We start from the raw sequence: 26,832 nt of genomic DNA on the forward strand, positions 1-26,832 counted from the left end.
TTGGTCAGAATATTAAAATAGTATTAAAGCAGTTCTAAAATAGGATATTTTATAGTAAAACAATTCATTGAACATAAAATATATTTTAACACATAGAAACATAAATTAGATATTGGGAAAAATGCGTTCCTTTTAATTAAAATGAACGGTGACTCTTAAAGTTTTTATATACAGATTTAAAAAGATTAAGCTGATGAACGCAGATTATTATATTAAATTTAAATCTGCCCAAATGTGCAGAAACTGCGAGAAACAAATTATTGATTTCCATCTGTTTAATTTAACTTATAATGAATGACACTAAATGATTTAGTTAAAATTTGGAACAATGTCCTTAACAAAATTCAATTCAAAATTGATTACTTTTGTAAAAATTGACTTTTTGTATGCAGATTGATCTTTCTACACTCGACCCAAAACATAATATTATAATTAAAGGAGCACAAGTACATAATTTAAAAAATGTAGATGTTGCTATTCCGCGAAATAAACTTGTTGTCATTACAGGTCTTTCAGGATCAGGTAAATCCAGTTTGGCATTTGACACTTTATACGCCGAAGGACAGCGCCGCTATGTTGAAAGTTTATCATCATACGCACGGCAGTTTTTGGGGCGATTAGACAAACCAAAAGTCGAATACATAAAAGGTATTGCGCCTGCGATTGCGATCGAACAAAAGGTTAATACAACTAATGCGCGTTCAACCGTTGGTACTTCAACTGAAATCTACGATTATATAAAACTTTTGTTTGCCAGAATTGGGCGCACATATTCGCCTATTTCAGGGCAGGAAGTCAAAAAAAATACAGTGACCGATGTTGTTGCTGATGTAAAATCATTAGAATTAGACAGCAAATGGTTATTGCTCTCTCCTATTCATTTAGAAGAAGGAAGGCAATTAGAAGACAAACTAAAAGTACTTCTACAGCAAGGTTTTGCCCGTATTTTAGTCGATAACGAAATGGTTCGTTTAGATGAATTTACACCGACGGATCTTCATAAATTAGACAATAAAGACATTCTCCTGATCATTGACAGAATTGTAGTTAAAGATGAAGAAGAATTCTACAACCGTCTGGCAGATGCGGTACAAACTGCTTTTTTTGAAGGAAAAGGAATCTGTTATCTGCAGGAATTAGGTTCAAATAAAAGATTCACCTATTCGAATAATTTTGAATTAGACGGCATTACTTTTCTAGAACCAAATGTTCATTTGTTCAGTTTTAATAATCCATACGGTGCTTGTCCGGTTTGCGAAGGATACGGAAATATTATTGGCATTGACGCAGATTTAGTAGTTCCAAATACTTCTTTATCTGTTTTTGAAAGTGCGATTTATCCCTGGCGAGGAGACAGCATGAGCTGGTACAAAGATGAATTGGTTAAACACGCTTATAAATTTGATTTCCCAATTCATAAACCTTATTTTGAACTTTCAGAAGATCAAAAGGATTTAATTTGGAAAGGAAACAAATATTTTCAAGGTTTAAATGGCTTCTTTAAGGAATTAGAAGAAAAAAATTATAAGATTCAAAATCGTGTAATGTTATCACGCTACAGAGGCAAAACAAAATGTTATGCATGTCGCGGGAAACGTTTGCGTGAAGAGGCTTCTTATGTAAAAATAAATGGCAAAACGGTCTCAGATTTAGTTGATTTGCCAATTAAACATTTGGTAACTTTTTTCAAAAATATCGAATTGAATGTTTACGAACAGCAAATTGCAAAACGATTAATGGTCGAAATCAACAATCGTTTATCCTTTTTGACAGAAGTTGGCTTAGATTATCTGACTTTAAACAGAAATTCGGCAACACTTTCTGGTGGAGAATCACAGCGTATTAATCTGGCTACTTCGTTAGGAAGCAGTTTAGTTGGTTCAATGTACATTTTAGATGAGCCAAGTATTGGTTTGCACCCAAAAGATTCTGAAAGATTGATCAAAGTTTTGCTTTCGCTTCGTGACTTAGGAAATACCGTTATTGTAGTTGAACACGACGAAGACATCATGAAAGCGGCGGATATGATTATTGATATTGGTCCAGAAGCAGGAACTTTCGGAGGAAATTTAGTCGCTCAGGGAACATACGATGAAATCTTAAAATCTGAATCGCTTACGGCTAAATATTTAAACGGAGATTTAGAAATTTCAGTTCCGAAGAAAAGACGAAAATTTAAAAATCATATTGATATTATTGGCGCAAGAGAAAATAACTTAAAAAATATAGATGTTACTTTTCCGCTAGATGTTCTTACGGTTATTACAGGTGTTTCAGGAAGTGGAAAAAGTACCCTGATAAAGAAGATTTTATTTCCTGCGATGCAAAAGAAGTTGGAAAATGCTTCTGAAAAAGCAGGACAATTTAGTGAAATAAAAGGTTCTTTTTCGCAGATCAAACATATAGAATATGTAGATCAAAATCCTATCGGGAGAAGTTCTCGATCGAATCCGGTAACCTATATTAAAGCGTATGATGATATTCGTGAATTGTATGCAAAAGAAAAATTATCGAAAATAAGAGGATATCAGGCAAAACATTTTTCATTTAACGTAGATGGAGGCCGATGTGAAACTTGTAAAGGAGAAGGCTCTATAAACGTTGAGATGGTATTTATGGCTGATGTTTCGTTGCCGTGCGAAACTTGTGGAGGAAAACGCTTTAAAAAAGAAATTCTAGAAATTAATTTTGATGATAAAAACATCAACGATATTCTGACAATGACTATTGATGATGCGATTGCCTTTTTCGAAAAAAACAAACAGAGCAAGATAACGCAAAAGTTACAGCCTTTGCAGGATGTTGGTTTAGGATATGTTCAGTTAGGACAATCTTCTTCTACTCTTTCCGGCGGTGAGGCACAGCGTATTAAACTTGCTTCATTTTTAGTAAAAGGTGCCACAAAAGATAAAGCATTATTTGTTTTTGATGAACCAACAACTGGTCTTCATTTTCATGACATCAAAAAACTATTAGCTTCGTTTGATGCCTTAATCGAAAAAGGTCATTCAATAATTGTAATAGAACATAACCTCGATTTGATAAAATGTGCTGACTGGATTATTGATCTTGGCCCTGAAGGAGGTGAAAATGGCGGGCATTTATTAGCAGAGGGAACTCCGGAAGATATTGTAAAAGTAAAAAAATCAGTTACGGGAGTTTACCTAAAAGATAAATTGTAATTTTTTTTAAATAAAGCAGCCATAAATTACTTTATCTTAAAAGTAATTTATGGCTGTTTCTTTTTTTCATTTGGTTTGATTTGATTCTGACTCTAGGCAACTAGACATCTTTCTTCAAAAGGGAAACCATCTTCGTCGATGGCAACTAATACTTTTTTTTGCTTTGACGCCTCTAAAGTAAGATAAAGCCATGCAAATGACCACAATCCTAAGGTCAAGCAAAAAATGATAAAATTTAAGCCATGATTCACTACTTTTCCACCTTTAGAAAGGACAGCAAAAAGGAATTCATCATTTCTTTCTTCTAATGTAAATCCGTTATGAACCTTGCTTGATATCATACTAGAAAATACTTGAACGCTCTGTTCTTGACTCAATTGATTGCTCTTCATAATCCTCCATTAAAAAGTTAATCTAAATACTACTAATACTTTTCAGTATCCAAACTGAAAGTATTTTAATCTAAATAACAATTCGGCAACTGTTTTTATTGTCTTTTATATTATATTTTTTATGATATAAAGCAAAGTGCTGCTGAATTCTTAGCTAAAATTAGTTTTTATAAAATTAATAACAAAGTATTATACTGTTAAAATTTAAAAGTTAACAACTAAATATTAATAAATTAACTTTTATTAGCAACATTAAAAGATGGTGATTCGTAGTCCTTATTTAGATAATCTGCTGGAATTGTTGTTGTATTGCCGTCTCTCAGTGCGTTATAGTGTGGTGACATAATTTCAATTCCGGCTTCGTTAAACGAATCTTGAATGTTTTGGTGAAGGGAAGAATAAATTCGAGGCTGTCTTGTAGGTTCTTTCGTATAAACATTAATTTGGTACGATACATAAAAATCATCTAAACTGGTTTGAAGTACAAAAGGAATTGGTGTCTTTTCAATTAAATCAGTTTTTAGAGCTGCTTTAATCAAAGCTTTATGAATGTCTTTCCAAGGAACATCATATCCAATTGTAACTGTTGTATGAATTAATAAACCGTCAGTTGAATTTTTTGTATTCGAAGAAAAATTAGTAGAAGTACTGGATAAAACTGTCGCATTTGGAATGGTAATATCTTCAAATTTTGGCGTTCTTATTCGGGTAACCAGAGCTGTTTTTTCGATTACTTCTCCGCTGACATCGCCAATTTTAATAAAGTCGCCAATTTTAAAGGGACGCATATAGGTAATTACCAAACCGGCAACCATATTTGCAATAGCATTTGATGAACCTAATGAAAACAAAATACCAACAAAGACGGAAACTCCCTTAAATATATCAGAATCAGAACCGGGCAGATACGGAAAAATAATAACAAGCATAAAAGCATAAGCAAGAAGCCTAATAATATTGAACGTGGGTTTTGCCCAATCGCTATAAAATCCATCAACTTTTATATTTTCTTTATTGATTTCGTCTACAAAAAATTTAATCATTTTGAGTGTATATCTAAAAATCAAAATAATTACAATGATCGTAAATAGATTTGGCAGAAAGTCTACAAATCCCATTACAGCAGCTTTTATAGGAGTCAGCGTCCATTTTAGTATTGTAGTAGTGTAAGCCTGAGTTGCGGGGAAAATATTAAACAATAAAGGAAGAGCCAAATAAGCCAATATAAACAATGAAATTATTTTTATAATGCCAATAGTGCGCAATGCAACAAACTCTTGTCTATCAGGCGTAAGTACATTTATATTGTTATATGTAAATCCTTTAAAATATTTTTCTCTTCTTTTAGAAAAATAAGATTTTATAAAATTAAACACTTTCGAGGCAAGCAATAAAACTATGGTAAGAATTAAGATTAATAAAGCCGTATATCCGAGTCTTTTTGGCAATAAGGAATAGTTTTCATTCTGATAAACAACTGCTTTTTTTATAGCGTTAAAATTTCGTTTTGCTATATCTGAAACTGTTTTATTTTCAGATTTGGCATCAGCATCTAAAATTGACATTAAAATTAAATCCCCTTTATAAACAATATCTTGGCTTATATCAGAAGGAATAATTTTTAAAGAATCAACTTTAAAGAGATCGTCTTCATAGAGAGAATGTATTTTTGCTGTAATTGCCTTTGCCCTATTTTCTGCAGAAAACGAACCTACTTTATTGTAGACATAAAAAAGAGTATCCTTAAAAGGACTGACCGGATATCCTTTTAATTTTGGCTTTACAGCAATTTGTGAAGTTTTTAGATTTTCTTTTTGGGCAAATAAAGACGAAGAAAGCAAAACAACTAAAAACACTAAAAAACAAATGAATTTCTTTTTCATATTCTACTAGAAATAAATTAGTTATCCTTTCTAACAAATATAAAAACAAAATAGATTCGATTTTAAATTACTTTTTAAATCTCAATAAGTCATATTAAATTTTGATTCCCACTTTTCTAAAAAGAGTATCTATAACCTTATTAATATCCGGGGATATATTAAACTTGTAGTTTAGATACACATACAAAATTGTTACTAAAACCGATTTTAATGCAATACTGATCAATTGGTAAAAAGGAAACTCCCAGAAATAAAACACTAAAAATAAAGCGAACGTCAACAGTATTGAATAGATAGTTTCTTTTGTAAAAGGGTATAAATGAAGTTTTTTAACAACAAAAAGAAGCTTTGCCAAACTGTATAAGGTAATAGACAATAATGTCGCAAATGCAGATCCGAAAATACCAAAGATCGGAATAAAAATCATGTTCAGTACAATGGTCAAAAACACTAATAAAAGTCCTAAATACAATACCATTCGGTAGTATTTTGTATTAAAAATAATAGCGTTGTTGTTCCCTAAAATCAAATCGAAATATTTAGATAATCCGATCATAAATACAACCGCAATTCCACCGCTATATTCTTTCGGAACCAATTCATATAATTGATTGATATTTACAAAAATGCACAGCATTACAAACCCTCCCACCATTTGCAAGTTGATTGATGTTTTCTTGTAAAGCTGATTTAGCTCATCATGCTTATTTTCATGCATTAATTTTGCTGTAATTGGATACACAATTTGATGCATTGCACGGCTTGGAACTGAAATTACCAAAGCAATATATGTAGCAACAGAATAATAGGCGATATTTTCAATTTTCATGTATTGGTTCAGCATCAATTTATCGCCGTCTAAAAGCAAGTTTGCTACACTTCCTGACAGGATAATGAAAAAAGTATATTCCATTACAGCTTTTACATTCTCTGGAATTGAAATCTGAAAGTTTGGCCTTTTAATGTAAAAAGCATAAAACATGGTTATTAAAAAGGCTACAAAATAAATTACCGCTGTAACGTATACAAATTCTACTAAACTGATCCACTTAAAGTAAAGACCAATTAAGGCGATGGTTGAAAATAATCTAAGTCCGACTTCTTTAATAAAATTTCCAAAAACAGAATGCATATGCACTCTCGCCCAGGCATAAAAAATTTCAAAATACGCCATACAAATTCCAATAAATGGAATTAGAAGCATAAACTCTCTGACTACAGGATTTTCTTTAGATACAAAATCAGTTATATCATCGTAAAAAAAGATACCGATTATCCCTAAAGGAATACACATCAAAACAGGAAATAAGGCTGTAAACGACAAAAACTGTTCGCGTTCTTGTTCTGTTTTATATTGAGAATAAAATTTAACTAATGTATTTTGCATCCCGATTGCAAATAGAGGCATAATAACATTTGCTGCAGAAAGAATATAATTCGTTAAAGCATAATAAGTTGCACCAAGAAAAACAGGATACAAATAAAGCGTATTGATGGCTCCAATACCGAAACCTATGTAAGTAATAATTGTATTTTTAAAAGACTGGTTTAAAACAATACCCATTTGTAAATTTTAGATTGTAGTCCCGATCCAGAAACTTCGGGACGGGATCAGATTTTAGATTAATTAGTCCTCAATCAACTGTGCTAATTGTTTGGTCAGGTTTTTTCTTGAATATTGCTGTAAACCAACGCCATTAGCTTGTAATTTTCCTTCCAAAAATTGATTATAAAAGTCCAAAATTACACTTTTTAATTTCGCTTTTTCAGAATAATCAAAAAATACTCCAGTATTGGTTTCTTTTATTATATCGGCAAAATCAGAACCATTAGGACCAATTGCAATTATCGGGCGATTTGAGACCATATATTCGAACAATTTTCCTGGAATAATACTTTTGGTATCTTCAGAATTAATTTCGATTAGAAGCAAAACCTGAGACTTTTTTTGATGAGCGATTGCTTCATGATGCGAAACATATCCAAGAAGATTCAAATACGCATTAAGATTAAATTCAGTAATACAATCTAAAACTTCCTGACTGACAGCTCCAATTAATTTAATTTCTAAGTGCGATTTAAAATCTGGGATCTCTTGAAGTAATTCGACTAAACATTCCCATAAAAACTTAGGATTTCTATCCGATAAAAAAGACCCGATATGCGCTAAAGTAAATTTGGCATCTAAAGTTTGTTTTTCGACATTTTCGATATCGTAACCGTTTGTAATAACCGAAATTGGTTTATCAGTAATAGCCTGAAATTCGGTCTTCGTAGTTTTGCTGGTCACAATAATAGTGTCGGCAGTATTTAAAACCTTACGTTCTAAATTTTTATGTTTTTTAGCAGCGTAAGATGACAAGCGCAATGCTTTATGATAACCAATCGTTGTCCACGGATCACGAAAATCCGCAAACCATTTTACATTTAATTTTTCTTTTAATTCTAAACCAATCAAATGCAGACTGTGTGGCGGTCCAGAGGTGACAATCGTATCTATATTGTTTTCTCTAATGTATTTTTCAAGATAAGCTACAGAAGGTTTTACCCAAAAAACACGCGCATCTGGAATAAAAAGATTTCCCCGAACCCAAAGAAATGTTTTATCTAAAAACGTCTGTTTTTTCTTTTGTGGAAAAATTCCAGAACTGATTTTCTTCGTTTTATTTTTTGAAAAAATTGAAGCTAATTGATATGGCTCCCAAATTTTATTTTTAAGAACAATGACTTTATCTGAAATTTCATTAACTAGACCTTCATCAACTATTGGATAAGTAGGATTTTCAGGAACATAAACAATTGGCTGAACATTAAATTCAGGCAGATACTTTACAAATTTCAACCAGCGCTGTACACCTGGACCTCCGGCTGGCGGAAAATAGTAAGTTATAATTAAGAGCTTTTTTTGTTCCATTAGGTTTATTCGGTTTCACAGAGACTCATAAAAAATTCACGATACTTCGCGAAGGTTTTAGATTTTATTTTGAGTGTCTTCGTGATTTTTTACTGAATCTTTGCGAAAGAATCTCTCAAAATAAATTCCACCAATTACAAGCAATAGCATTCCTATTGAGCTCGCTAAAGCAATTGTTCCTCCAGTTTTTATTACTTGAGGCTCAAATTTAAATTCAATAGTATGTTTTCCGCCCGGAACTTCCATTGCTCTTAAAACATAATCAACTGGAAAATGATCCGTCAATTTACCATCAACATAAGCATTCCAGCCATTTTTATAATAGATTTCAGAGAATACGGCTAAACCATCTTTTGCATTGTCTGATTCGTATTTAATATAATTTGGTTTGTATTCGACAACTTTGATAGTTCCAGTTGTATCCCATTGTTTTTTTAGTCGGGCACTTTTAAATTTGCCTTCGTGTTCGCGAACATTAAATACGGCTACTTTTTTAGTATCTAAATGATCTAAAGCTTTCATAACATCGTCTGGTTTATTTACCAGTTTTACTGAGCTTACAAACCAAGCATTTCCGTTGGCTTCAGGATTTGCAACAGGAACTTCTTTCCCCTCTTTATCTGTTTGAATAACATACTTAACATTTAACATATTAAGCACTTCAATATTTCCTTTTTGAATTTGATAATCCATTAACTGCTGCATTCTTCTTGGTCTTACAGCACTGTATCCTCCAATTGTTTTATGAAAGTATGACGATCTGCCTTGCAATTGTCCCTGTACATCAAATACGCGGTAAATCGATTTGTCTTCGAGAATTTTGGCATCAATTGGCGTTTCCTGAAATGGAGCTGCAATTTGCACCGGACTCACAAAATCTTTAGCCGAAACGTATCTTTTGTCTACGAAAAACAAATCAAAAATCATTAAAATACCAACAATAATTAAAGTTGTATTTTGTGAAAATTTGTTTTTAATAAACAGCCATAAAATTCCAAAAGTAACCACAATAAAAAACCCTGAGCGCAACAGATCAGCAGAATACAAACTCATTCTGTCTTCTTTTAAAGCATCAACAAAAGCCGGTCCATACATTTGCATATAACTGCTGTCGCTCATTCCTGTAAAGTGGAACATGCTTTTCGCAAATACTAAAATGGCTAAAACTCCAAGTCCAAAAACACCTGTCTGCACTAAAGCTTTTTGCTGCAGTTTTGGTTCGTCTTTTGCTTTAAAAAACGATTGTAAGCCCATAACTGCCAAAACAGGAATACACAATTCAAGAATGACCTGAATGGATGAAACTGCTCTAAACTTATCGTACATCGGAACATACTCAATAAAGAAATTTGTTAAAGTTGAGAAATTTTTCCCCCAAGAAAGCATCAAAGTAAACAATGCTCCTGCAAGAAATACGTATTTTATTTTTCTTTCGTCGATAAATAAAGCTAAAACAGCCAAAAAGAAAACCACAACTCCTATATAAGCGGGAGCCGAAACTATAGGCTGATCTCCCCAATATGTTGGCATTCCTGAAACAAAGTCTGCTGCTTGATCAGAAGGCACACCTTGTTCGATCATAAAAGAGTACATGCGACTGTCAGTACCAACATTTTCATGACTTGAACCTCCAAAAATTCTTGGCGCAATTAGGTTCAAACTTTCTGCAATTCCATAACTATATTCAGTAATATAATCCGTCGTCATTGACGCAGTGGTTTGATTTTTAGATCCATCAGGATTAAAAGTCAACTCACTTTTATCACGAATACTATATTTAGCGTATTCGCTTGTTGCCATTAAATTGGTCGCATTTGCGCCAATAGCAAAAATTCCGGCTACAGCTAAAGTACCAATCGAAATTAAAAGTGGCTTATATTGTTTTTCTTTAATAAAAGTAAAAGCAAAATAACCTGAAAGTATCAATAAGAATATCAATAAATAATAGGTCATTTGAAAGTGGTTGGCATTAATTTCTAAAGCAACCGCAAACATGGTGAGCAAGCCTCCCCAGACATATTTTTTCTGAAAGACCAGTATAAAACCGGCAATAACCAGTGGCATATAAGCAATTGCGTGTGCTTTTGCATTATGGCCAACTCCAAGAATTATAATTAAATAAGTAGAAAAACCAAATGCAATAGCACCAATAAAAGCTTTTAGCGGATCTGTTTTTAAAACCAGTAATAAACCGTAAAAGCCTAAAAAATATAAAAATAAATAATCAGCCGGGCGAGGTAAAAAACGCAAAGCATCATCTAGTTTTCCAATATAATCATTCGGGTAATTTGCTCCTAATTGATAGGTTGGCATACCGCCAAAAGCAGAATTTGTCCAATAAGGTTCAGCATTTTCTGCCACTCTAAAGTCATTTTGCTCTTTTGCCATTCCGGTATATTGAGCAATATCCGATTGGAAAATTTGTTTTCCTTGTAAAACTGGATAAAAATAAATTAACGAAACGAGGATAAAGCCCAGTACAACAAGGGCATGCGGATAGAACTTATTTACTATTTTCAATTTAGGCTGGTTTGGGTTAAATGATGAATCCTATATATCTAGGACACAAACTTAATCTATTTCTTCGTAATCAACATAATCGCCAACCTTTTTGGTTTCGCGAGGATTTTTGGCATTAGCCGTATTAATGATTATTTCATCATTGTTAGTACGCGTTTTTTGCCATGTATTATCCTGACTATATTGTTGTTGTCTCTGAAAATTCTCCCCTGCTTTTTCAACTGCTTTTTTTACCAATACTGGCAAAAAGATTCTAGCTAAAAATTTAAAAATATAATAAAACGCAATGATCCACATTATCGTTTTAAATAGATTTGTAAAAGATGCTTCTTGCATAATGTATAATTTTTTTCCAAAATTAATAAATCCATTGTTTAAAATTAAAATATCAATCTTAAATAAATAATAAAATATAGTACATTTGAAATGCGTTATAACTTTTTAATCCAAAAATACATTTATGTTAAAAATTAAAAACTTATTTATTACAGCTCTTTTTTTTGCGCCCCAAATTTTTTTCGCACAATACACAGATGTAATTAATTCTAACCGTCCTGGTGAAACTATGTCTGCATATGCAGTTGGAAAATCAGTATTTCAGGCTGAATTTGGCGTATACGGTATCAAAGAAAAACACGATTTGCTTGATTATGATGCAAGCGGTTTCGGAACAGATTTAACCCTTAGATATGGTGCATTTCTTGAAAAACTAGAATTCATACTTGATCTTGAATATCAAATGGAAAATTTTGATACTCCGTATACCAGTTATAAAAAAAACAATTTCAGACAAACGGTTTTAGGAGCTAAATATTTGATTTATGATCCTTATAAAAATTACACAAAAGCCAAAAACATCTACAGCTATAAAGCCAACCATAAATTTGACTGGCATTCGCTAATTCCAGCAGTTTCGATATTTGCAGGAGCTAATTTTGTCGGTGCTGATAATCCGTATTCATTTTCTCCAGAATCGAGTATTTCTCCTAAAATAGCTTTGGTTACTCAGAATCTTTTTGGAGGCGGAAAATGGGTTTTTGTAACTAATATTATCGCTGACTATATAAGTACAGATTATCCTAGTTATGGCTACGTACTGACTTTGACACACGGATTTAATGACAAATGGTCTGGTTTTGTTGAAAACCAAGGTTATAAAAGTGATTTTTATAGCGATGCTATAGTTCGTGGCGGCGCCGCTTATCTGTTAAGTCCTGACATGCAGATTGATGCTTCCTTAAGTACGAATTTTAAAAATACACCTTCTATATTTTACGGAGGAGTTGGTATTTCTTGGCGTTATGACGGGCGCTACAAGGAAAAGCAAATGGAATTTAAAAAGGAAGAAAAAGCCAAAAAGAACAAAGACAACGATATGGAACGTCGTGAAACTGATTATCAGGAACAAGAAAGAAAACGTAAATCTAAATACGAATAAAATTTAATAACTAAACTTCTCTACACCTAGAGATTTCAATACCATTTTAATGATTACAATTAAAGAAGCCAAAACTAAAAAGGAATTAACAGATTATATCAAATTCCCGTTTTCGTTATACAAAGATAATCCATATTGGGTACCGCCTATTATTGCCGATGAATTAGAATCATTTGATAAAACTAAAAACCCAGCATTTGAAAATGCTGAGGCTTACTTTTATTTAGCATACAAAAACAACAAGATTGTTGGCCGAATTACTGCAATTATCAATTGGGCAGAAGTAAATAATCAGCACAAAAGAAAAGTTCGTTTTGGCTGGTTTGATGTTATTGATGACATTGAAGTAACTAAAGCTTTGCTTGAAAAAGTATTTGAATTAGGAAGACAAAACAATCTAGAACACGCTGAAGGACCAATGGGTTTTTCAAATTTAGATAAGGTTGGAGTTTTGACAGAAGGCTACGATCAAATGGGAACTATGATTACTTGGTACAACAATCCGTATTATGTAACTCATTTTGAGCAGTTAGGATTTCAGGTAGAGAAAGAATATATTGAAAGTATTTTTCCATTTTCGAATGTTCATCCAGAATTTTTCCTGAAAGCTCAAGAATTAATCAAAAAGAGATATGGTTTAAGATCGCTGACGTTTACCAAAACAAAAGACATTATGCCTCACGTTGACAAAATGTTTGACTTGTTTAATGAATCGTATGCTAAACTAGCTTCTTTTGTGGCAATTTCAGACGTTCAGAAGGAATATTTTAAGAAGAAATACATCAGTTTTATCAATCCAGAATACATCAAATTTGTGGTAGATAAGGACGATAATTTAATTGCTTTTAGTATAGTAATGCCAAGTTTTTCTGAGGCATTGCAGAAAGCAAAAGGAAAGTTATTCCCATTTGGATTTATTCATCTTTTGAGAGCTAGAAAAAAGAGCAAAGATGTTGTTTTTTATCTTATAGGAGTTCATCCTGATTATCAAAACAAAGGTGTTACAGCTATTATCTTTGATGAATATTTTAAAACCTTCTCTGAAAAAGGAATTCAAAATTGTATCAGAACTCCAGAATTAGCAGAAAACACAGCAATTCATTTACTTTGGAAAAACTTTGACCCGAAGATTCACTGTCAGAGAAAAACGTACCTTAAATACCTTTAAAAAAAGTATTCAGTCTCAGTATTTAGTTAACAGTCAGACAGAATGAAGGCAAATAAATTTTTTATAAAAATTTGTGATGAATGCAAAAGTGAGTTTTACAAAGAATCCTCAGAAATGGAGAATCTATGTCCAGAATGTTCAAGCCATTTATATGGATATAAAAATTGCAATCATCAATTTGTAAATAATCGTTGTGAAAAATGTAACTGGAACGGAAATTCGAGTGATTATCTAGATAAAATAAAAGTACACAGATAATTTATCTTTCAAAAATATTAAAACAAAAAAAACCATTCTCCCCAAAGAATGGTTTTTTAGCTTTATAAACAAAAAATTGTTTACTCAGCTTTACAGTCAACTTTTGTCAAAGTATTTTTTGGATCAAATTTTAATTGTTTTTTATCTTTAAAAGACACCTTGCCATTTGCTTCTACAGCTTCTGCATAGCCTTCAATTAATACTCCTTCTCTTTCTAAAAAAGCAACTTCTCTAACAGATGAAACTCCTTCAGACATAAAAGTATAATCTGCAATTAGTGTATCGCCTTTCATGTTCCCAATTAAACTTCCTTCATTTTTATCTTTTCCAGATATATTATAACTCAGTTTTCCGTTTACTTCCTGATGAGAGTTTACATTAAAACTCAATTCAATAATATTTCCGTTTGTTCTCGATTCATAACATTGATCTCCTGCTGGTTCAACAACTTGAGCTTCTTTTGGAGGGTTTGGTGCAATTTCTACTGGCTCTGCTACTTGATCTTTTTTACAAGAAGTAAAAACACTTAAAATAATTATTGTAATTGCTAATACTTTTTTCATAATTTTTTATTTACTGGTTACGATTATAAAATTACTCCAAATAAAAAAAAATCCACTCGTATAACGAATGGATTTTGTTACATAATTCCCATGTTTGGAATTTATTTGTATAAGAAATTAAGCGTCTAAATCTACTTTTGTTCTGCTTGCAATTTCTTTATATGTGCCGTTTTCTAATTTTTCACGAATTGCTTCAAAGGCAACCAAAGTTTCGTCAATATCAGCAAGTGTATGTGAAGTTGTAGGGATCATTCTTAACAAAATAATTCCTTTTGGAATTACCGGATAAATTACAATCGACAAGAAAATACCGTAGTTTTCTCTTAAATCGTTTACCATTACCATAGCTTCTGGAACACTTCCTTCTAAATAAACTGGTGTTACACAAGTATTTGTATCTCCAATATTAAAGTTTCTAGAACGTAAACCATTTTGCAATGCATTTACATTTTCCCAAAGTTTATCTTTTAATTCTGGGTGATTACGTAATAACTCTAAACGTTTCAACGAACCAATTGTCTGAATCATTGGCAATGCTTTTGCAAACATTTGAGAACGCAAGTTATATTTTAAATAATCGATAATATCTTTATCTGCAGCTACAAAAGCTCCAATATTTGCCATTGATTTTGCAAAAGTAGAGAAGTAAACATCAATTCCGTCTTGAACTCCTTGCTCCTCACCTGCTCCAGCTCCTGTTTTACCAAGTGTACCAAAACCGTGTGCATCATCAACTAATAAACGGAAATTATATTTTTCTTTAAGCGCAACAATTTCTTTTAATTTTCCTTGCTGACCGCGCATTCCAAAAACACCTTCTGTAATAAAAAGGATCCCTCCTCCAGTTTCAGTAGCCATTTTAGTAGCACGCTGCAAGTTTTTCTCCATACTTTCAAGATCATTGTGTTTGTATGTAAAACGTTTACCCATGTGCAAACGAACACCGTCGATAATACAAGCATGAGAATCTACATCGTATACGATTATATCATTTTTAGTAACCAAAGCATCAATAGTAGACACCATTCCTTGGTAACCAAAATTCAATAAATATGCTGCCGGTTTCATTACAAACTCAGCTAATTCATTTTCTAATTGTTCATGATATTTAGTATGTCCAGACATCATACGAGCACCCATTGGGTATGCTGCTCCAAATTGAGTTGCAGCATCAATATCGGCTTGACGAACTTCTGGATGATTGGCAAGACCTAAATAGTCATTCAAACTCCAATTTAAAATATTTTTCCCACCAAACTGCATTCTTGGACCTAACTCTCCTTCTAATTTAGGAAATACAAAATAACCTTCTGCTTGTGATGCCCATTTTCCTAAAGGACCTTTATTGTTTTGGATTCTTTCGAATAAATCTTTTACCATAATATATTTGAAGTAATAATTTTAATGTATTCAGCGTGCAAAAATAAATATTTAAAACTTATAAAAGTATTCAAACTAAATTTATTTTTCACCCTCTATATAAATAGAAATGAAGGGTTACTCTTATCTTAATTGTCTACTGTTTTCGCACATTTCGGAAGAAAAAGCAATTTAAACCAAAGTTTACCTGTCAATCCATTTTCTAAAAACAGAAGTTTTTTGTGCACGTGTAACGGCAAATTCTTTCTGACCTTTGATGTAAATTGCTAATCTGTCACCAATATGAGGTGCTATTTTTTCTATTGCATTTATGGATACAATATCACTTCGGTTTATTTTAAAAAAAATTTCGGGATTCAATTGTTGTTCTGTGGCGATCAGAGTTCCGGTTAAGGGATATTTTTTATTGTTAAAATCAAATGCATAAAGCAACACTCCATCTGCTTGTATAAAAGCAATGTCTGAAACGGGCAGTAAATAAATCCCATTTCTTGTTTTGATCGTAAATCTTTGCTTATATATACTTGAAGCTTCCTGCTGCAATGATTTTTGCAATAATTGTAAAATATCATGACTTATACCTGACTTTGATTTGGTTTGCAAAGTGTTGCATTTTAAGATTGCTTTTTCAACAGACTCTTTTGTCAGGGGTTTTAATAAATAAGCAATGCCATTTCCTTCAAAAGCTTTCATTAAAAATTGATCATATGCGGTGCTGAATATTATAGGGCAATTAATTACTTGTTTATCGTAAAAATTAAAAACATTGCCGTCAAGCAATTCAATATCTGAAAAAATTAAATCCGGCTGCGCATTGCTTTCAAACCATTCAAAACATTGCGAAATGCTGTTCAAAGTTTCTAAAATGGTAAACGCAGGGTTTATTTCTTTTATAAAATTAATAAGCTGTTTTGCTGCCAAAGGTTCATCTTCGATAATTAGAACATTCATGATTTAAAAGATTTTAATTGATTGATCAAAGGCAAAGTCACAGTAAAGTTATTATTTTTAGAAATTGCAATCGACTGATTTGAAAGTAATAAATAACGCTCATTCAAATTTTCCAAGCCTGTTCCTGAAATGTCATTATGAAACATTTTTTCTTGAATCGCATTTTTAATTTCGATCTTATTTTCAGTTATCAAGATTGAAGTAACTAACGGATTTTGTTCATTTCCCTGATTGTGTTTTATAATATTTTCTAATAAAATCTGCAGACAACAGGAAGGAACTAATTTTTTCAGCGCATTTTGATCTGTAATTTCAGTTTTAAAAACGTAAGCATTTCCAAATCTTTGATTGAGCAGATAAATATAATCAGCTGCAAATGTCATTTCTTCATTTAAAGTAACTACTTCTTCATCTTTATGGCGAATTAAATAACGATAAATAGCAGATAAATGCTTTACAAATTCTTTTGCCTGAATGGTATCAATATCAATTAAGGATTGCAGGACATTTAGATTATTAAACAAAAAATGCGGTGCAATCTGATTGCTCAAAACCTTTAGATTACTTTCGGCATTTGCTTTTTCCAGACTTAAAATGTTTTGCTGTGAGGCATAAAACTTTTTCATTGCCAAAACAGAAAGTAAAATTCCCAAACTTTGTGCCTGAGAAATGACACCGCCAATAATATCCAGAAAATTCCAGCTTTGCGGTTTATGAAGAATTAGTCCGTAACCAAATCTGTAAAAAATCATCGAGAAAAAGAGCAAAAAAATTACACTTAAAACTGGCATCCATAATTTTTTGTTTTTTAAACTTAAAGGCAGAATGATGTAAATTAAAATCAAAATAAAAACGGTATCGATTATAATGTTATAAAGCAATGCAGTCAGGGCAACAGTAAAAGTTTCGGTTATAAAATAAGCAGGAATTAAAAAAAACAAACTAAAAATCCAGTATGTTGCTATAATAATCCAATCTGATTGGTTTGGAGGCTGAATGTATTGCTTAAAATTTATCATTATGATCTCAAGATGTGTATAATTCAAATGTAACTTAAAATTGTTTCTAAATATAAAATCAAAAATCTTTTGAAAGAGGATTCAGCCAATCTGAATTTCGCATCAATACAACATACTGAAAAGCATAATCTCTGTTTTTAAAATTCCCTGCCAATTTTCCCTGTGGCGCCAATCCGTTAAATAAACGTCCGGTTTTAGGAAATGGAGAATTGATTCCGTTAAGCTTAAAAAGTGTTGTTGAATTTTCGGTTGAAAGTTCTCTTAAATCGTTAATTCCTTCTATTTGCAACAATGATTTATTGTCATACGAAAATGGTTCTTTTGTCCAGCTTTCCGTTTTAGTATTCCAGACATTAAATTGAGAATCGACCGGCAGGCAAACCACTGAAATTATCTTTTTTGAACTTACGTGATCTGAACTCGCTAATTTAGATGCAAAATCTTCTCCTATATAATAAACCGGTACCAAATGAGCATGAAAATATCCCCACATTCCGTACAGTTTTTGATTTTCTAAATTTAAAATAGCATATAATTGTTTGTAATTTCTAAACAATTGTTCTGGCCTGTTTACACCAGATTTGCTGTTGCTGTAACTTAAATTTTGAATTAAATATTCGAAAACAGAAAACTTGTTTTTAAGTACTTTCTCGAATTCCGTTTTGTTTTGATGAATTTCATCTAAATATTTTTGGGCAAAAAGGGATATTTCTTCAACATTCGAATCATTATATTCTTTATTTAAACCTACTCGAAGTGAATCAAATATTTTATTTTTTCCAATAAATAATTTCAGATAATTTAAATAATTTTCAAAATCCTGAACGCCATCGATTCCGATAAAAACAATTCTCTTTTCTTTTGGCAAGGATAAATTCAATGTTCTGATTTTTAAAATTTTATTATAAAAATCCTGATTTCCCCATTGTGCATGAATTTTTATCCAATACCTAAAAACTTTTTTCAACTTTTCCTCATTTCCTTTTTCTAGAAACTCATTAACTGCTGTTGCTTGGGCAAAATCTAATTCGGCAATATAATTTTTGGTTCCAACGGTTTTATTAAGGTATTTTAATAAATTAAAATCGATCAATTGTGCTTTTTGCGCGCCGTGCGATTCTCCCAAAATAATAAATTGATTCTGTTCTGCATCAGATTTAAGCAATTCCCATTGATTTTCATTTTCTAAATCAAGAGTCGATTTATTATCCGCAAGATAATTTTTGAAATTGTTTTCTTGACCAAAAATAGTTCCCAAAGAAAACAATGCGATAAGGGTTAGTTTTTTCATTTTATACTGTTTTTATGCTGTAAACTTATACTAAAGCTATTACGCCAAAAACAAGAAACAAATCAACCAAGGGAAAATTCAAATGAACGCAGGAAAATGACAAACGATAAAATTATGAAAGACAAAGTTTGTATATTTGATACAATTATCACTTCCAAAAGCGAATAAATACTTCATTCAATTCAAAAATTAATTAACAAAAAACGATGCCAACAAACAATAGAGAATTAAAACTTGCTGTTCTTATTGATGCCGATAATGTTCCGTACAGCAATGTAAAAGGGATGATGGAAGAAATCGCGAAGTTTGGAACTCCCACAACAAAACGTATTTATGCTGATTGGACAAAGCCCAACTCAAATGGTTGGAAAGCGGTTTTGCTGGAACATGCCATTACGCCTATTCAGCAATACAGCTACACGGTTGGCAAAAATTCATCAGACTCTGCTTTGATTATTGATGCGATGGATTTGCTTTATTCTGGAAAATTAGACGGATTTTGTATCGTTTCCAGCGACAGCGATTTTACGCGTTTGGCGATTCGATTGAGAGAATCTGGTATGAAAGTTATTGGTATAGGAGAAAAGAAAACGCCAAACTCCTTTATTGTAGCCTGCGACAGATTTATTTATATTGAAGTTTTAGACGGAGCTATCCAGAAGAAAAAACCAAAAACTGCAGTTGCTGCAGATGCCAAAAAACCTATTGAAAAACCTGCTGAAAAAGCATTACATAAAATTGACAAACAAACTATCGAACTTATCGAGGCCACTATCGAAGATATTGAAGACGATGATGGCTGGGCATTTTTAGGTGATGTTGGAAACTTGATCGTAAAGAAAAAACCAGAATTTGACCCTAGAAATTACGGTTTTTCTAAGCTTACGCCAATGCTGAAATCGCTGACAGATATTCTTGAAATTGATGAAAGAGAATCAGATAAAAAAGGCATTAAGCATGTTTACGTTCGCTTACGATTCAATTAACTACCAAATTATTACCTATTAAATTTTAAAAACATGAGAAAAAAATTCTTTATCTACGGATTCTTATTGTTTCTAATTGTTGCAGCAACATATTATTACACAGAGCGTGGTTTTTTACTCGTTATTATTCTGCCAATCTTATTAGTAGTTGGTGTTTATAATACCATACAGACAAAACATGCCATTTTAAGAAATTTTCCGGTTTTGGGGTATTTCAGATATTTATTTGAAATGATCGCTCCAGAAATTCAGCAATATTTTATTGAAAGATCTACTGACGGAAAACCATTTTCCAGAAATCAGCGCTCTTTAGTTTATCAAAGAGCTAAAAATATTGATTCAAGTACACCTTTCGGAACACAATTAAACTTAAACCATGGCAGTTATGAAGGTATAAAACATTCTATTTTTCCAGCAAAAGTTAACGAAGAACTACCTCGTGTATTAGTTGGAGGAAAAGATTGCAAACAGCCTTATTTAGCTTCTTTATTTAATGTTTCGGCAATGAGTTTTGGCTCGCTGAGCGAAAATGCAGTTCGTGCCATAAATATTGGTGCTAAAAAAGGAAATTTCTATCAAAATACCGGAGAAGGCGGTTTAACCGAATTTCATCTTGCCGGCGGTGGTGATATTACATGGCAAATTGGAACAGGATATTTTGGTTGCCGTGATGCTGCAGGAAATTTTAGTCCTGAAAAATTCTCTGAAAAAGCCAATCTTCCTAATGTTAAAATGATCGAGATTAAACTTTCTCAAGGCGCAAAACCAGGACACGGAGGCGTGCTTCCTGCCGCTAAAAATACGGAACAAATTGCTAAAATCAGAGGAGTTGAACCTAATGTTATGATTCTTTCTCCTCCCGGACATCATGCTTTTTCAGATAGTAAAGGGCTCATTCATTTTATCAAACAATTGCGTGAATTATCTAACGGAAAACCAGTCGGATTTAAATTATGCATTGGTAATACAGACGAATTTGAAGCTATTTGCCACGAAATGATTGCTGAAAACACCTATCCAGACTTTATAACAGTCGATGGTGCAGAAGGCGGTACTGGTGCAGCTCCGCTAGAATTTGCTGATGGAGTTGGAATGCCATTTGAGCCAGCATTAATCTTTGTAAACAAAACTTTAATTGGCTTAAATATTCGAGATAAAATACGCATTATAGGCAGCGGAAAAATCATTTCAGGCTATTCTATCTTACATGCTGTTGCTCTTGGTGCAGACATGTGTAACAGTGCGCGCGGTTTTATGTTTTCATTAGGCTGTATTCAAGCACTTCGATGCCATAATAACGAATGCCCAACGGGAGTTGCCACGCAAAACAAAATGTTAATGAAAGGTTTGGTTGTCACTGATAAATCAGATCGTGTGTACCATTTTCATAAAAACACTTTACATTCTGCCAATGAGCTTTTAGCTGCAGCAGGCAAAAAAAGTTTTTCTGATGTTGATCCTAATATTTTTATGCGCGGCGATGAGTTTTCGCATCTATCAGATACTTATTTTCCTGATATTTTAACAAATGTTCGAAAACAATAAAAATAAAAAAGCCTCTTTAAAATTTTAAAGAGGCTTTTTTATTTAAAGTACTATTTCTCCATAAATTAAAGTTTTGCAGTTGCCTTGTTTTCGGTAGAACTTTCTCCATTTTCCAAAACAGCTAATTCTTCTGGACCAACTAATTGTTTTGCAAGAATAATATTATTGTAAGATAAAAAATACACATCAAACTTTACTCCTTCATTTATTAGTTCTGGAGAAATCTGATTGTTTTTTACCATTTCTTGCAATAAACTCGGAAAAGAAGTACTAGTAGCTAATTTATTTGACTCATTTCCCTCTAAATTAGTTTCAATTCTTATCTCAATTTTATTATCATTTAAAAATGCTTTAGCACTTGTGCTTACAATATTATTGCCCTTTATAGAAGACGAAATATTGTAATTACTCACATGATCCTGAATTTTTTGCTTGGTATTTTTACAACTTGTCAATGATAATAAAGCAATAGCAACAAATACGATTTGGGTAATTTTTTTCATAATTTTTTGGTTATTTAGTTAATTTTTAACTCAAACATAATAAACTTACAAGACAAAAACAATTTATAACCACAAATATTTGAATACAAATTAGTTATCAGAAAATAGCTAAAAAACAGGCACTACTAACATTGCCTTTACAGAACCAATAAAAAAAACAGGAAAGCCCCTTTAAACTCAATTAAAGAGGCTTGATAATATTAAATTCCAAAGTTTTATTTCACTTGAAATTATTATTTTACTACTTCATTTATAGTTTCTTTATTTAAAATTTGTTTTTCGAAAACCGTATTATCATCTGCTAAATAATAGGCGTCAAATTGAATACCTTCTTCAATTAATTCTTTTGGAATCTGACCTTTATTTATCATTTCTTTCAACAGTTTAGGAAATTGTGCAGCAGCCAATTTTTTATCAGATTCGTTTTGTTTTAAATCTGTTTCAAATCGCAATTCAATCTTATTGTCATGTATATAACCTCTTGCAGTTGTAAGCGTAACATTCTCGCTTTTAATACTTTTTGCAGATTCATTATAAGATATAACATATTCCTGAAGTTTTTGCTGTGAATTTTTACAGCCGATCTGCATTAGCATAAAAACAATTGCAAACGAAATTTTCATTATTTTTTTGATCATGTTTTATAATTTATTTTAGTTTTTGAAGTCGTAAAAGCGCTTCTAAATAATAATAATCAGCATAATTAATAGAACAGTCAATTTCACTTCCAGCCGGTTTATGACCTGTTGCATGAAGCAGAAAAGCCGAATTGACATCACGGCTCTGGTAATTATTTGAAAGTGAGACAATCATTTTTTTAGATTTTGTCAAGTATTCGTTCTTCAGCGTTTTATCAGTTGTATAAGAACTTAATTCAATTAATGCGGAAGAGACAATCGCAGCTGCGGAAGCGTCTCTTGGCGCATTTGGAATATCCGGAGCGTTAAAATCCCAATACGGAACCAAATCACTTGTTGTTAATTTATCCAAATAAACACGGGCAACTTTGTGAGCAAAATCTAAAAACCTAGGATCTTTCGTTTCTCTGTAAACCATTGTAAATCCGTAAATTGCCCAAGCCTGACCACGTGCCCACATACTGTCATCGCTATATCCTTGAGCAGTAATTCCTTTTATTTTTTTTCCTGTCTCGTAATCGTAAATTAAGACATGATACGAAGAATAGTCAGGCCTGAAATGATTGTTCATTGTTGTTTCGGCATGTTTTACTGCAATATCATACAGTTTTTTATTTCCGCCGTTTTTAGAAGCCCAAAAAAGCAATTCTAAATTCATCATATTGTCTATAATTGTATTATGTCCTCCATATTTATTATGTGGCCAAGATTGAATTGTGCCTACTTTTGGATTAAAAAGCGTTGCTAAAGTATCGGCAGTTTTCAGAATAATATCTTTATATTCTGGATTTTTAGTCAAACGGTATCCGTTTCCGAAACTATTAAAAACCTGAAAACCTAAATCGTGATCGCCAGCCTTGCTTACTGACAATGGCGTTAGAAATCTGCTGAATTTATCAGCTTCTTTTTCCCATTTTTTGTCTCCAGTTGCTTCATATAAATACCATAATTCTCCTGGCCAAAAACCGCTCGTCCAATCTTTATAACCCACAAACTTCCATTCTTTGCTTCCATTCGGAACTGTTCTTGGAGAAGTTCCGTCATTCGGAATCACTTTTAATGTTTTTGATGCTTGGTCTGCACAGTATTCAAGTTGTTTTTTAACATTGAATGGAGCGCTCTTTTGAGAATACAGATTGTTTCCCAAAAAAAATAAAGCTAGAATTAGTGTCGTAAGTCTTGTAATCATGTGGTTATTTTTTTGATAGTCTTTTTGAATCGATAAATTTAGAAAATAAAGTAGATCTATCCGAATCTTTGTATTTTTGTTTACCTTAAAAAGTACTAATAAATCTCCTAAGAATTGAATAAAACCCGTATCTACTATTTCATATTCTTTCTTTTCATTATTTTCCTTGGAATCATGTCAAGAAAAATTGAGCTTATTCCGCTTTGGATCGGTGATTTTCTGTATGCAGTTATGATGTATGTTTTGATTAGAATTTTCTTTATGAATAAAAAAGCTTCAATGATATTGCTGTTTTCTTTATTAGTTTGCTGCGGAATTGAGTTTTTTCAGCTCTATCAAGCCGATTGGGTAATTACATTAAGAAAAACGCTTTTTGGAAGATACGTTCTCGGGCAAGGTTTTCTATGGAGTGATATTATGGCTTATACCTTTGGAACTGGCTTTGCTTTTATTATTGAAAATTTTATTTTACGAAAAATCAATCCAGTGTCTGCGTAATTTTATCAATATTTAAACTGTTTGCCATAGCTGTAAATATCTCATAATAAACTGATTTATTATCGTATAATGCATCATGAGTCCCTTTTTCAACACATCTTCCCTGCTCTAAAACGATTATGTTTGAAGCGTCAATAATTTGAGAAATACTGTGAGAAATGATAATTACGGTTCTGTCTTTTTTTATTGCATCAAGCGATTTTTTTATCTGTTCTGTAGCTATTGCATCTAAACTTGCGGTTGGTTCATCTAAGAAAATAATCGGCGGATTTTTTAAGAACAGTCTCGCAATTGCAATTCGCTGCTGCTGTCCTCCCGAAAGCAAATGAGCATCTGAGTCATAGCCTTTTGGCAATTGCATTACTTGCTCGTGAATATAAGCTTGTTTTGCAGCATCTATAATTTCTATTTGTGACGCTTCTGGCTTTCCGTATAAAATATTTTCAGCGATTGTTCCTTTAAAAATATGATTTTTCTGCAATACTAATCCAATATTTTTTCGAAGAAAATCAGTATCATAATCGTTTAAATCGACTCCATCTAAATAAATTTTTCCTGAAGAAGGCAGGTAAAACTTGTCTAATAAATTGATAACGGTACTTTTTCCTGCACCGCTTAATCCTACCAAAGCAGTTGTTTCGTTTGGTTTTATGGTAAAATTAATATTCCACAGTGCTTGAGTTCCGTTTGGATAAATAAAATCAACATTCTCAACTTCTATCAAGCCAGCGATTTTTTCAGGAATATAATTACCGCTTGTTTCTTTTTCGTTATCCGATTCTAGAATATCAAAAAAACCTTCAGAATAAATCAAGGCATCGTTGACTTCATCATAAATCCTGTGCAATTGCCTTATTGGCGCTGACACATTATTAAACAGCATGATATGAAACATAATTGCACCAATAGTCATTGTATTATTCAATACAAAATACGCTGTCAAAATAATGATAATAACCACGCCTATTTGTTCAATAAAACTTTTTATGCTTTCAAAAATAAAACTGGTTTTTCTGGTTGCCAATTGATTTTCGGTCATTTCGAATTGAATTTTCTGATGACGATCAGCTTCCATTGGTTCACGAACAAAAGATTTAATAACGGTTATCGATTCGATTAAGCTAATAATTCCGTTATTCTTCGTTTCGCGATACGTACGCATTCTTCTTCTAAAACCGCTCAATTTACTTGCCTGTAATTGACTTATATAAAAGTAAATGGGAATAATACACAAGCTAACTAAACCTACATACATATTCGCATAAAACATCAATAACAAAGCAACAAAAGCGTTTGTAAACAAAGGCAAAATATCAATAAAAAAATTCTGAACCAATCGTGTCAAACTGCTGATTCCTAAATCAATTCTAGTTTGAAGTTTCCCGCTTTCATTTTCGTTTGAAGTGTAAAACTCCATTCTATAGCTCAGAATTTTTTCGACTATCGCCTGAGAGATATCACGGGTGATAAATATTCGAAGTTTTTCTCCATAAAATTTCTGTCCAAATTGCACCACAGAATATACCAACTCTTTAGAAAGCAAAACGATACTGATAATTCCCAATAAATGAAATCCTTTTGATAAAGGTTCGTGCGCTACCATTAAATTACTGATAGTGTCAACAGTATACTTTAATATTAATGCATTTATCTGCGCTGCAAACGATCCTAAAAATGTAAGCAATAAAGTAGCAATAACCATCTTTCTGTAAGGCCTAACAAAAGGAGTTATTTTTTTATATAAAACGGATATCTGCATTTATTTAATTTTAGGCAACTTATCAAATATAAGAATTCTAAATTTGTGTTTCAAATAACTCGGAACTTAAAATATATTACAATGCAACTTGTTTTCGCTTCAAATAATCTTAATAAAATCAAAGAAATTCAAAGTATCTTAAACGGATCTATACAATTATTAAGTCTCTCAGACATTGGCTGTCATGAAGAAATTCCTGAAACAGCAGATACTATTGAAGGAAATGCGATTTTGAAAGCTAATTATGTAACTGAAAAATATGGTTACGATTGTTTTGCAGATGATACTGGTTTAGAAGTTATATCTTTAAACGGAGAACCTGGAGTATATTCAGCGAGATATGCCGGCGAACAAAAAAATGCAGACGATAATATGAATAAGCTTTTAGAGGCGCTAAAAAACAAATCAGATCGCAGTGCACAGTTCAAGACCGTTATAGCCTTAAATTTAAATGGAAAACAGCATTTATTTACCGGAATTGCAAAAGGAGAAATCACATTAAACAAAACTGGGAATCATGGTTTTGGCTATGATCCTATTTTTAAGCCTGAAAATTATACCGAAACGTTTGCCGAATTGCCTTTGGAAATCAAAAATAAAATTGGCCATCGCGGAAAAGCAACTTACCAACTAATTGATTTCCTGAACTCCACAAAATAATTGTTTAAAATACAACATTTTAAAGGCAAAATTTTACATTTCACGACGTGTTTTTTCGGGATTTTCTTCAATTTCTGCTATAAATCATTTTACAT

22 protein-coding genes are annotated in these 26,832 nt (G+C 32.1%); 7 read left to right on the forward strand and 15 right to left on the reverse strand.

All coding sequences use genetic code 11. The annotated features are described in order from the left end of the window. The first annotated feature begins 386 nt into the window (after positions 1-386). Positions 387-3,182, forward strand: coding sequence for an excinuclease ABC subunit UvrA (gene uvrA, locus IRZ83_RS03905; protein WP_194566954.1), 2,796 nt, complete (start codon positions 387-389; stop codon positions 3,180-3,182). Between the two features lie 92 nt (positions 3,183-3,274). Here uvrA and IRZ83_RS03910 read toward each other — a convergent pair whose 3' ends face one another. The 6 genes from IRZ83_RS03910 to IRZ83_RS03935 form a co-directional block, all read right to left on the reverse strand. Beyond that, positions 3,275-3,523: a hypothetical protein gene (locus IRZ83_RS03910; RefSeq protein ID WP_228515085.1), complete on the reverse strand. Its 249-nt coding sequence runs from the start codon at positions 3,521-3,523 to the stop codon at positions 3,275-3,277. Between the two features lie 284 nt (positions 3,524-3,807). Then, positions 3,808-5,457 carry a mechanosensitive ion channel family protein gene (locus tag IRZ83_RS03915; RefSeq protein ID WP_194566955.1) on the reverse strand — a complete coding sequence of 550 codons (1,650 nt, stop codon included), beginning with the start codon at positions 5,455-5,457 and terminating at the stop codon, positions 3,808-3,810. A 94-nt stretch (positions 5,458-5,551) separates the two neighbouring features. Next, positions 5,552-7,021, reverse strand: coding sequence for an oligosaccharide flippase family protein (locus IRZ83_RS03920; RefSeq protein ID WP_029269070.1), 1,470 nt, complete (start codon positions 7,019-7,021; stop codon positions 5,552-5,554). Positions 7,022-7,084: 63 nt separating this feature from the next. Then, a complete protein-coding gene (locus IRZ83_RS03925) occupies positions 7,085-8,371 on the reverse strand; it encodes a glycosyltransferase family 4 protein (protein WP_029269068.1) in 1,287 nt (428 codons plus the stop codon). 57 nt (positions 8,372-8,428) lie between these two features. Beyond that, the gene (locus IRZ83_RS03930) at positions 8,429-10,891 is read right to left on the reverse strand and encodes a YfhO family protein (RefSeq protein ID WP_194566957.1); all 2,463 of its coding nucleotides are present in this window, start codon (positions 10,889-10,891) and stop codon (positions 8,429-8,431) included. Positions 10,892-10,942: 51 nt separating this feature from the next. Next, positions 10,943-11,227, reverse strand: coding sequence for a DUF4834 family protein (locus IRZ83_RS03935; RefSeq protein ID WP_029269064.1), 285 nt, complete (start codon positions 11,225-11,227; stop codon positions 10,943-10,945). Between the two features lie 124 nt (positions 11,228-11,351). Here IRZ83_RS03935 and IRZ83_RS03940 point away from each other — a divergent pair, with 124 nt between their 5' ends. Beyond that, positions 11,352-12,329 (forward strand): transporter, encoded by a 978-nt coding sequence (locus IRZ83_RS03940; RefSeq protein WP_194566960.1) that lies wholly within the window; start codon positions 11,352-11,354, stop codon positions 12,327-12,329. Between the two features lie 49 nt (positions 12,330-12,378). Beyond that, the gene (locus tag IRZ83_RS03945) at positions 12,379-13,497 is read left to right on the forward strand and encodes a GNAT family N-acetyltransferase (protein ID WP_194566962.1); all 1,119 of its coding nucleotides are present in this window, start codon (positions 12,379-12,381) and stop codon (positions 13,495-13,497) included. A gap of 338 nt (positions 13,498-13,835) precedes the next feature. On the opposite strand, the gene IRZ83_RS03950 is transcribed toward IRZ83_RS03945, so the two are convergent. From IRZ83_RS03950 to IRZ83_RS03970, 5 genes are all read right to left on the reverse strand, one after another. After that, positions 13,836-14,318 carry a hypothetical protein gene (locus IRZ83_RS03950; protein ID WP_194566964.1) on the reverse strand — a complete coding sequence of 161 codons (483 nt, stop codon included), beginning with the start codon at positions 14,316-14,318 and terminating at the stop codon, positions 13,836-13,838. 117 nt (positions 14,319-14,435) lie between these two features. Beyond that, the gene (locus tag IRZ83_RS03955; protein ID WP_029269056.1) at positions 14,436-15,698 is read right to left on the reverse strand and encodes an aminotransferase class I/II-fold pyridoxal phosphate-dependent enzyme; all 1,263 of its coding nucleotides are present in this window, start codon (positions 15,696-15,698) and stop codon (positions 14,436-14,438) included. Positions 15,699-15,881: 183 nt separating this feature from the next. Next, a complete protein-coding gene (locus IRZ83_RS03960) occupies positions 15,882-16,649 on the reverse strand; it encodes a LytR/AlgR family response regulator transcription factor (protein WP_194566966.1) in 768 nt (255 codons plus the stop codon). Further along, complete coding sequence (locus IRZ83_RS03965) at positions 16,646-17,668, reverse strand: sensor histidine kinase (protein ID WP_194566968.1); 1,023 nt, start codon at positions 17,666-17,668, stop codon at positions 16,646-16,648. Before IRZ83_RS03965 ends, IRZ83_RS03960 begins: the two co-directional genes overlap by 4 nt. Positions 17,669-17,726: 58 nt before the next feature. Then, on the reverse strand, positions 17,727-18,959 hold the full coding sequence (locus tag IRZ83_RS03970; protein ID WP_194566970.1) for a hypothetical protein: 1,233 nt from the start codon (positions 18,957-18,959) through the stop codon (positions 17,727-17,729). Positions 18,960-19,165: 206 nt separating this feature from the next. On the opposite strand from IRZ83_RS03970, the gene IRZ83_RS03975 reads away from it, so the two are divergent. Both IRZ83_RS03975 and IRZ83_RS03980 read left to right on the forward strand, forming a co-directional pair. Then, positions 19,166-19,945 (forward strand): NYN domain-containing protein, encoded by a 780-nt coding sequence (locus IRZ83_RS03975; protein WP_029269048.1) that lies wholly within the window; start codon positions 19,166-19,168, stop codon positions 19,943-19,945. A gap of 33 nt (positions 19,946-19,978) precedes the next feature. Continuing rightward, entirely contained in the window at positions 19,979-21,490 is a 1,512-nt protein-coding gene (locus tag IRZ83_RS03980; RefSeq protein WP_194566972.1) for an FMN-binding glutamate synthase family protein, read from the forward strand. 65 nt (positions 21,491-21,555) lie between these two features. Here IRZ83_RS03980 and IRZ83_RS03985 read toward each other — a convergent pair whose 3' ends face one another. The 3 genes from IRZ83_RS03985 to IRZ83_RS03995 all read right to left on the reverse strand — a co-directional run bounded on the left by IRZ83_RS03985 (position 21,556) and on the right by IRZ83_RS03995 (position 23,820). After that, positions 21,556-21,993: a hypothetical protein gene (locus IRZ83_RS03985; RefSeq protein WP_194566974.1), complete on the reverse strand. Its 438-nt coding sequence runs from the start codon at positions 21,991-21,993 to the stop codon at positions 21,556-21,558. A gap of 233 nt (positions 21,994-22,226) precedes the next feature. After that, on the reverse strand, positions 22,227-22,631 hold the full coding sequence (locus IRZ83_RS03990; protein ID WP_194566976.1) for a hypothetical protein: 405 nt from the start codon (positions 22,629-22,631) through the stop codon (positions 22,227-22,229). 10 nt (positions 22,632-22,641) lie between these two features. Beyond that, complete coding sequence (locus IRZ83_RS03995; protein ID WP_194566978.1) at positions 22,642-23,820, reverse strand: glycoside hydrolase family 88 protein; 1,179 nt, start codon at positions 23,818-23,820, stop codon at positions 22,642-22,644. A 174-nt stretch (positions 23,821-23,994) separates the two neighbouring features. Here IRZ83_RS03995 and IRZ83_RS04000 point away from each other — a divergent pair, with 174 nt between their 5' ends. Continuing rightward, positions 23,995-24,318, forward strand: coding sequence for a DUF2809 domain-containing protein (locus tag IRZ83_RS04000; protein WP_194566980.1), 324 nt, complete (start codon positions 23,995-23,997; stop codon positions 24,316-24,318). Here the strand turns inward: IRZ83_RS04000 and IRZ83_RS04005 are convergent. Beyond that, entirely contained in the window at positions 24,299-26,077 is a 1,779-nt protein-coding gene (locus IRZ83_RS04005) for an ABC transporter ATP-binding protein (protein WP_194566982.1), read from the reverse strand. The two genes, IRZ83_RS04000 and IRZ83_RS04005, sit on opposite strands and share 20 nt — an antisense overlap. Before the next feature lie 81 nt (positions 26,078-26,158). Between IRZ83_RS04005 and IRZ83_RS04010 the strand changes: the two genes are divergently transcribed. Then, positions 26,159-26,737, forward strand: coding sequence for a non-canonical purine NTP diphosphatase (locus tag IRZ83_RS04010; protein ID WP_029269034.1), 579 nt, complete (start codon positions 26,159-26,161; stop codon positions 26,735-26,737). The last annotated feature ends 95 nt before the right edge of the window (positions 26,738-26,832 follow it).

It is taken from the genome of Flavobacterium sp. JLP, from assembly GCF_015350755.1.
Taxonomy (GTDB): Bacteria; Bacteroidota; Bacteroidia; order Flavobacteriales; family Flavobacteriaceae; genus Flavobacterium.

Bases quoted from the DNA above. Each gene is read 5' to 3' on its own strand.
- IRZ83_RS03950 (WP_194566964.1), bottom strand. From the start codon at position 14,318: ATGAAAAAAGTATTAGCAATTACAATAATTATTTTAAGTGTTTTTACT.
- IRZ83_RS03955 (WP_029269056.1), bottom strand. From the start codon at position 15,698: ATGGTAAAAGATTTATTCGAAAGAATCCAAAACAATAAAGGTCCTTTA.
- IRZ83_RS03920 (WP_029269070.1), bottom strand. From the start codon at position 7,021: ATGGGTATTGTTTTAAACCAGTCTTTTAAAAATACAATTATTACTTAC.
- IRZ83_RS03915 (WP_194566955.1), bottom strand. From the start codon at position 5,457: ATGAAAAAGAAATTCATTTGTTTTTTAGTGTTTTTAGTTGTTTTGCTT.
- IRZ83_RS03995 (WP_194566978.1), bottom strand. From the start codon at position 23,820: ATGATTACAAGACTTACGACACTAATTCTAGCTTTATTTTTTTTGGGA.
- IRZ83_RS03925 (WP_029269068.1), bottom strand. From the start codon at position 8,371: ATGGAACAAAAAAAGCTCTTAATTATAACTTACTATTTTCCGCCAGCC.
- IRZ83_RS03965 (WP_194566968.1), bottom strand. From the start codon at position 17,668: ATGATAAATTTTAAGCAATACATTCAGCCTCCAAACCAATCAGATTGG.
- IRZ83_RS03935 (WP_029269064.1), bottom strand. From the start codon at position 11,227: ATGCAAGAAGCATCTTTTACAAATCTATTTAAAACGATAATGTGGATC.
- IRZ83_RS04010 (WP_029269034.1), top strand. From the start codon at position 26,159: ATGCAACTTGTTTTCGCTTCAAATAATCTTAATAAAATCAAAGAAATT.
- IRZ83_RS03910 (WP_228515085.1), bottom strand. From the start codon at position 3,523: ATGATATCAAGCAAGGTTCATAACGGATTTACATTAGAAGAAAGAAAT.
- IRZ83_RS03990 (WP_194566976.1), bottom strand. From the start codon at position 22,631: ATGATCAAAAAAATAATGAAAATTTCGTTTGCAATTGTTTTTATGCTA.
- IRZ83_RS03940 (WP_194566960.1), top strand. From the start codon at position 11,352: ATGTTAAAAATTAAAAACTTATTTATTACAGCTCTTTTTTTTGCGCCC.
- uvrA (WP_194566954.1), top strand. From the start codon at position 387: ATGCAGATTGATCTTTCTACACTCGACCCAAAACATAATATTATAATT.
- IRZ83_RS03980 (WP_194566972.1), top strand. From the start codon at position 19,979: ATGAGAAAAAAATTCTTTATCTACGGATTCTTATTGTTTCTAATTGTT.
- IRZ83_RS03945 (WP_194566962.1), top strand. From the start codon at position 12,379: ATGATTACAATTAAAGAAGCCAAAACTAAAAAGGAATTAACAGATTAT.
- IRZ83_RS04000 (WP_194566980.1), top strand. From the start codon at position 23,995: ATGTCAAGAAAAATTGAGCTTATTCCGCTTTGGATCGGTGATTTTCTG.
- IRZ83_RS03985 (WP_194566974.1), bottom strand. From the start codon at position 21,993: ATGAAAAAAATTACCCAAATCGTATTTGTTGCTATTGCTTTATTATCA.
- IRZ83_RS04005 (WP_194566982.1), bottom strand. From the start codon at position 26,077: ATGCAGATATCCGTTTTATATAAAAAAATAACTCCTTTTGTTAGGCCT.
- IRZ83_RS03970 (WP_194566970.1), bottom strand. From the start codon at position 18,959: ATGAAAAAACTAACCCTTATCGCATTGTTTTCTTTGGGAACTATTTTT.
- IRZ83_RS03960 (WP_194566966.1), bottom strand. From the start codon at position 16,649: ATGAATGTTCTAATTATCGAAGATGAACCTTTGGCAGCAAAACAGCTT.
- IRZ83_RS03975 (WP_029269048.1), top strand. From the start codon at position 19,166: ATGCCAACAAACAATAGAGAATTAAAACTTGCTGTTCTTATTGATGCC.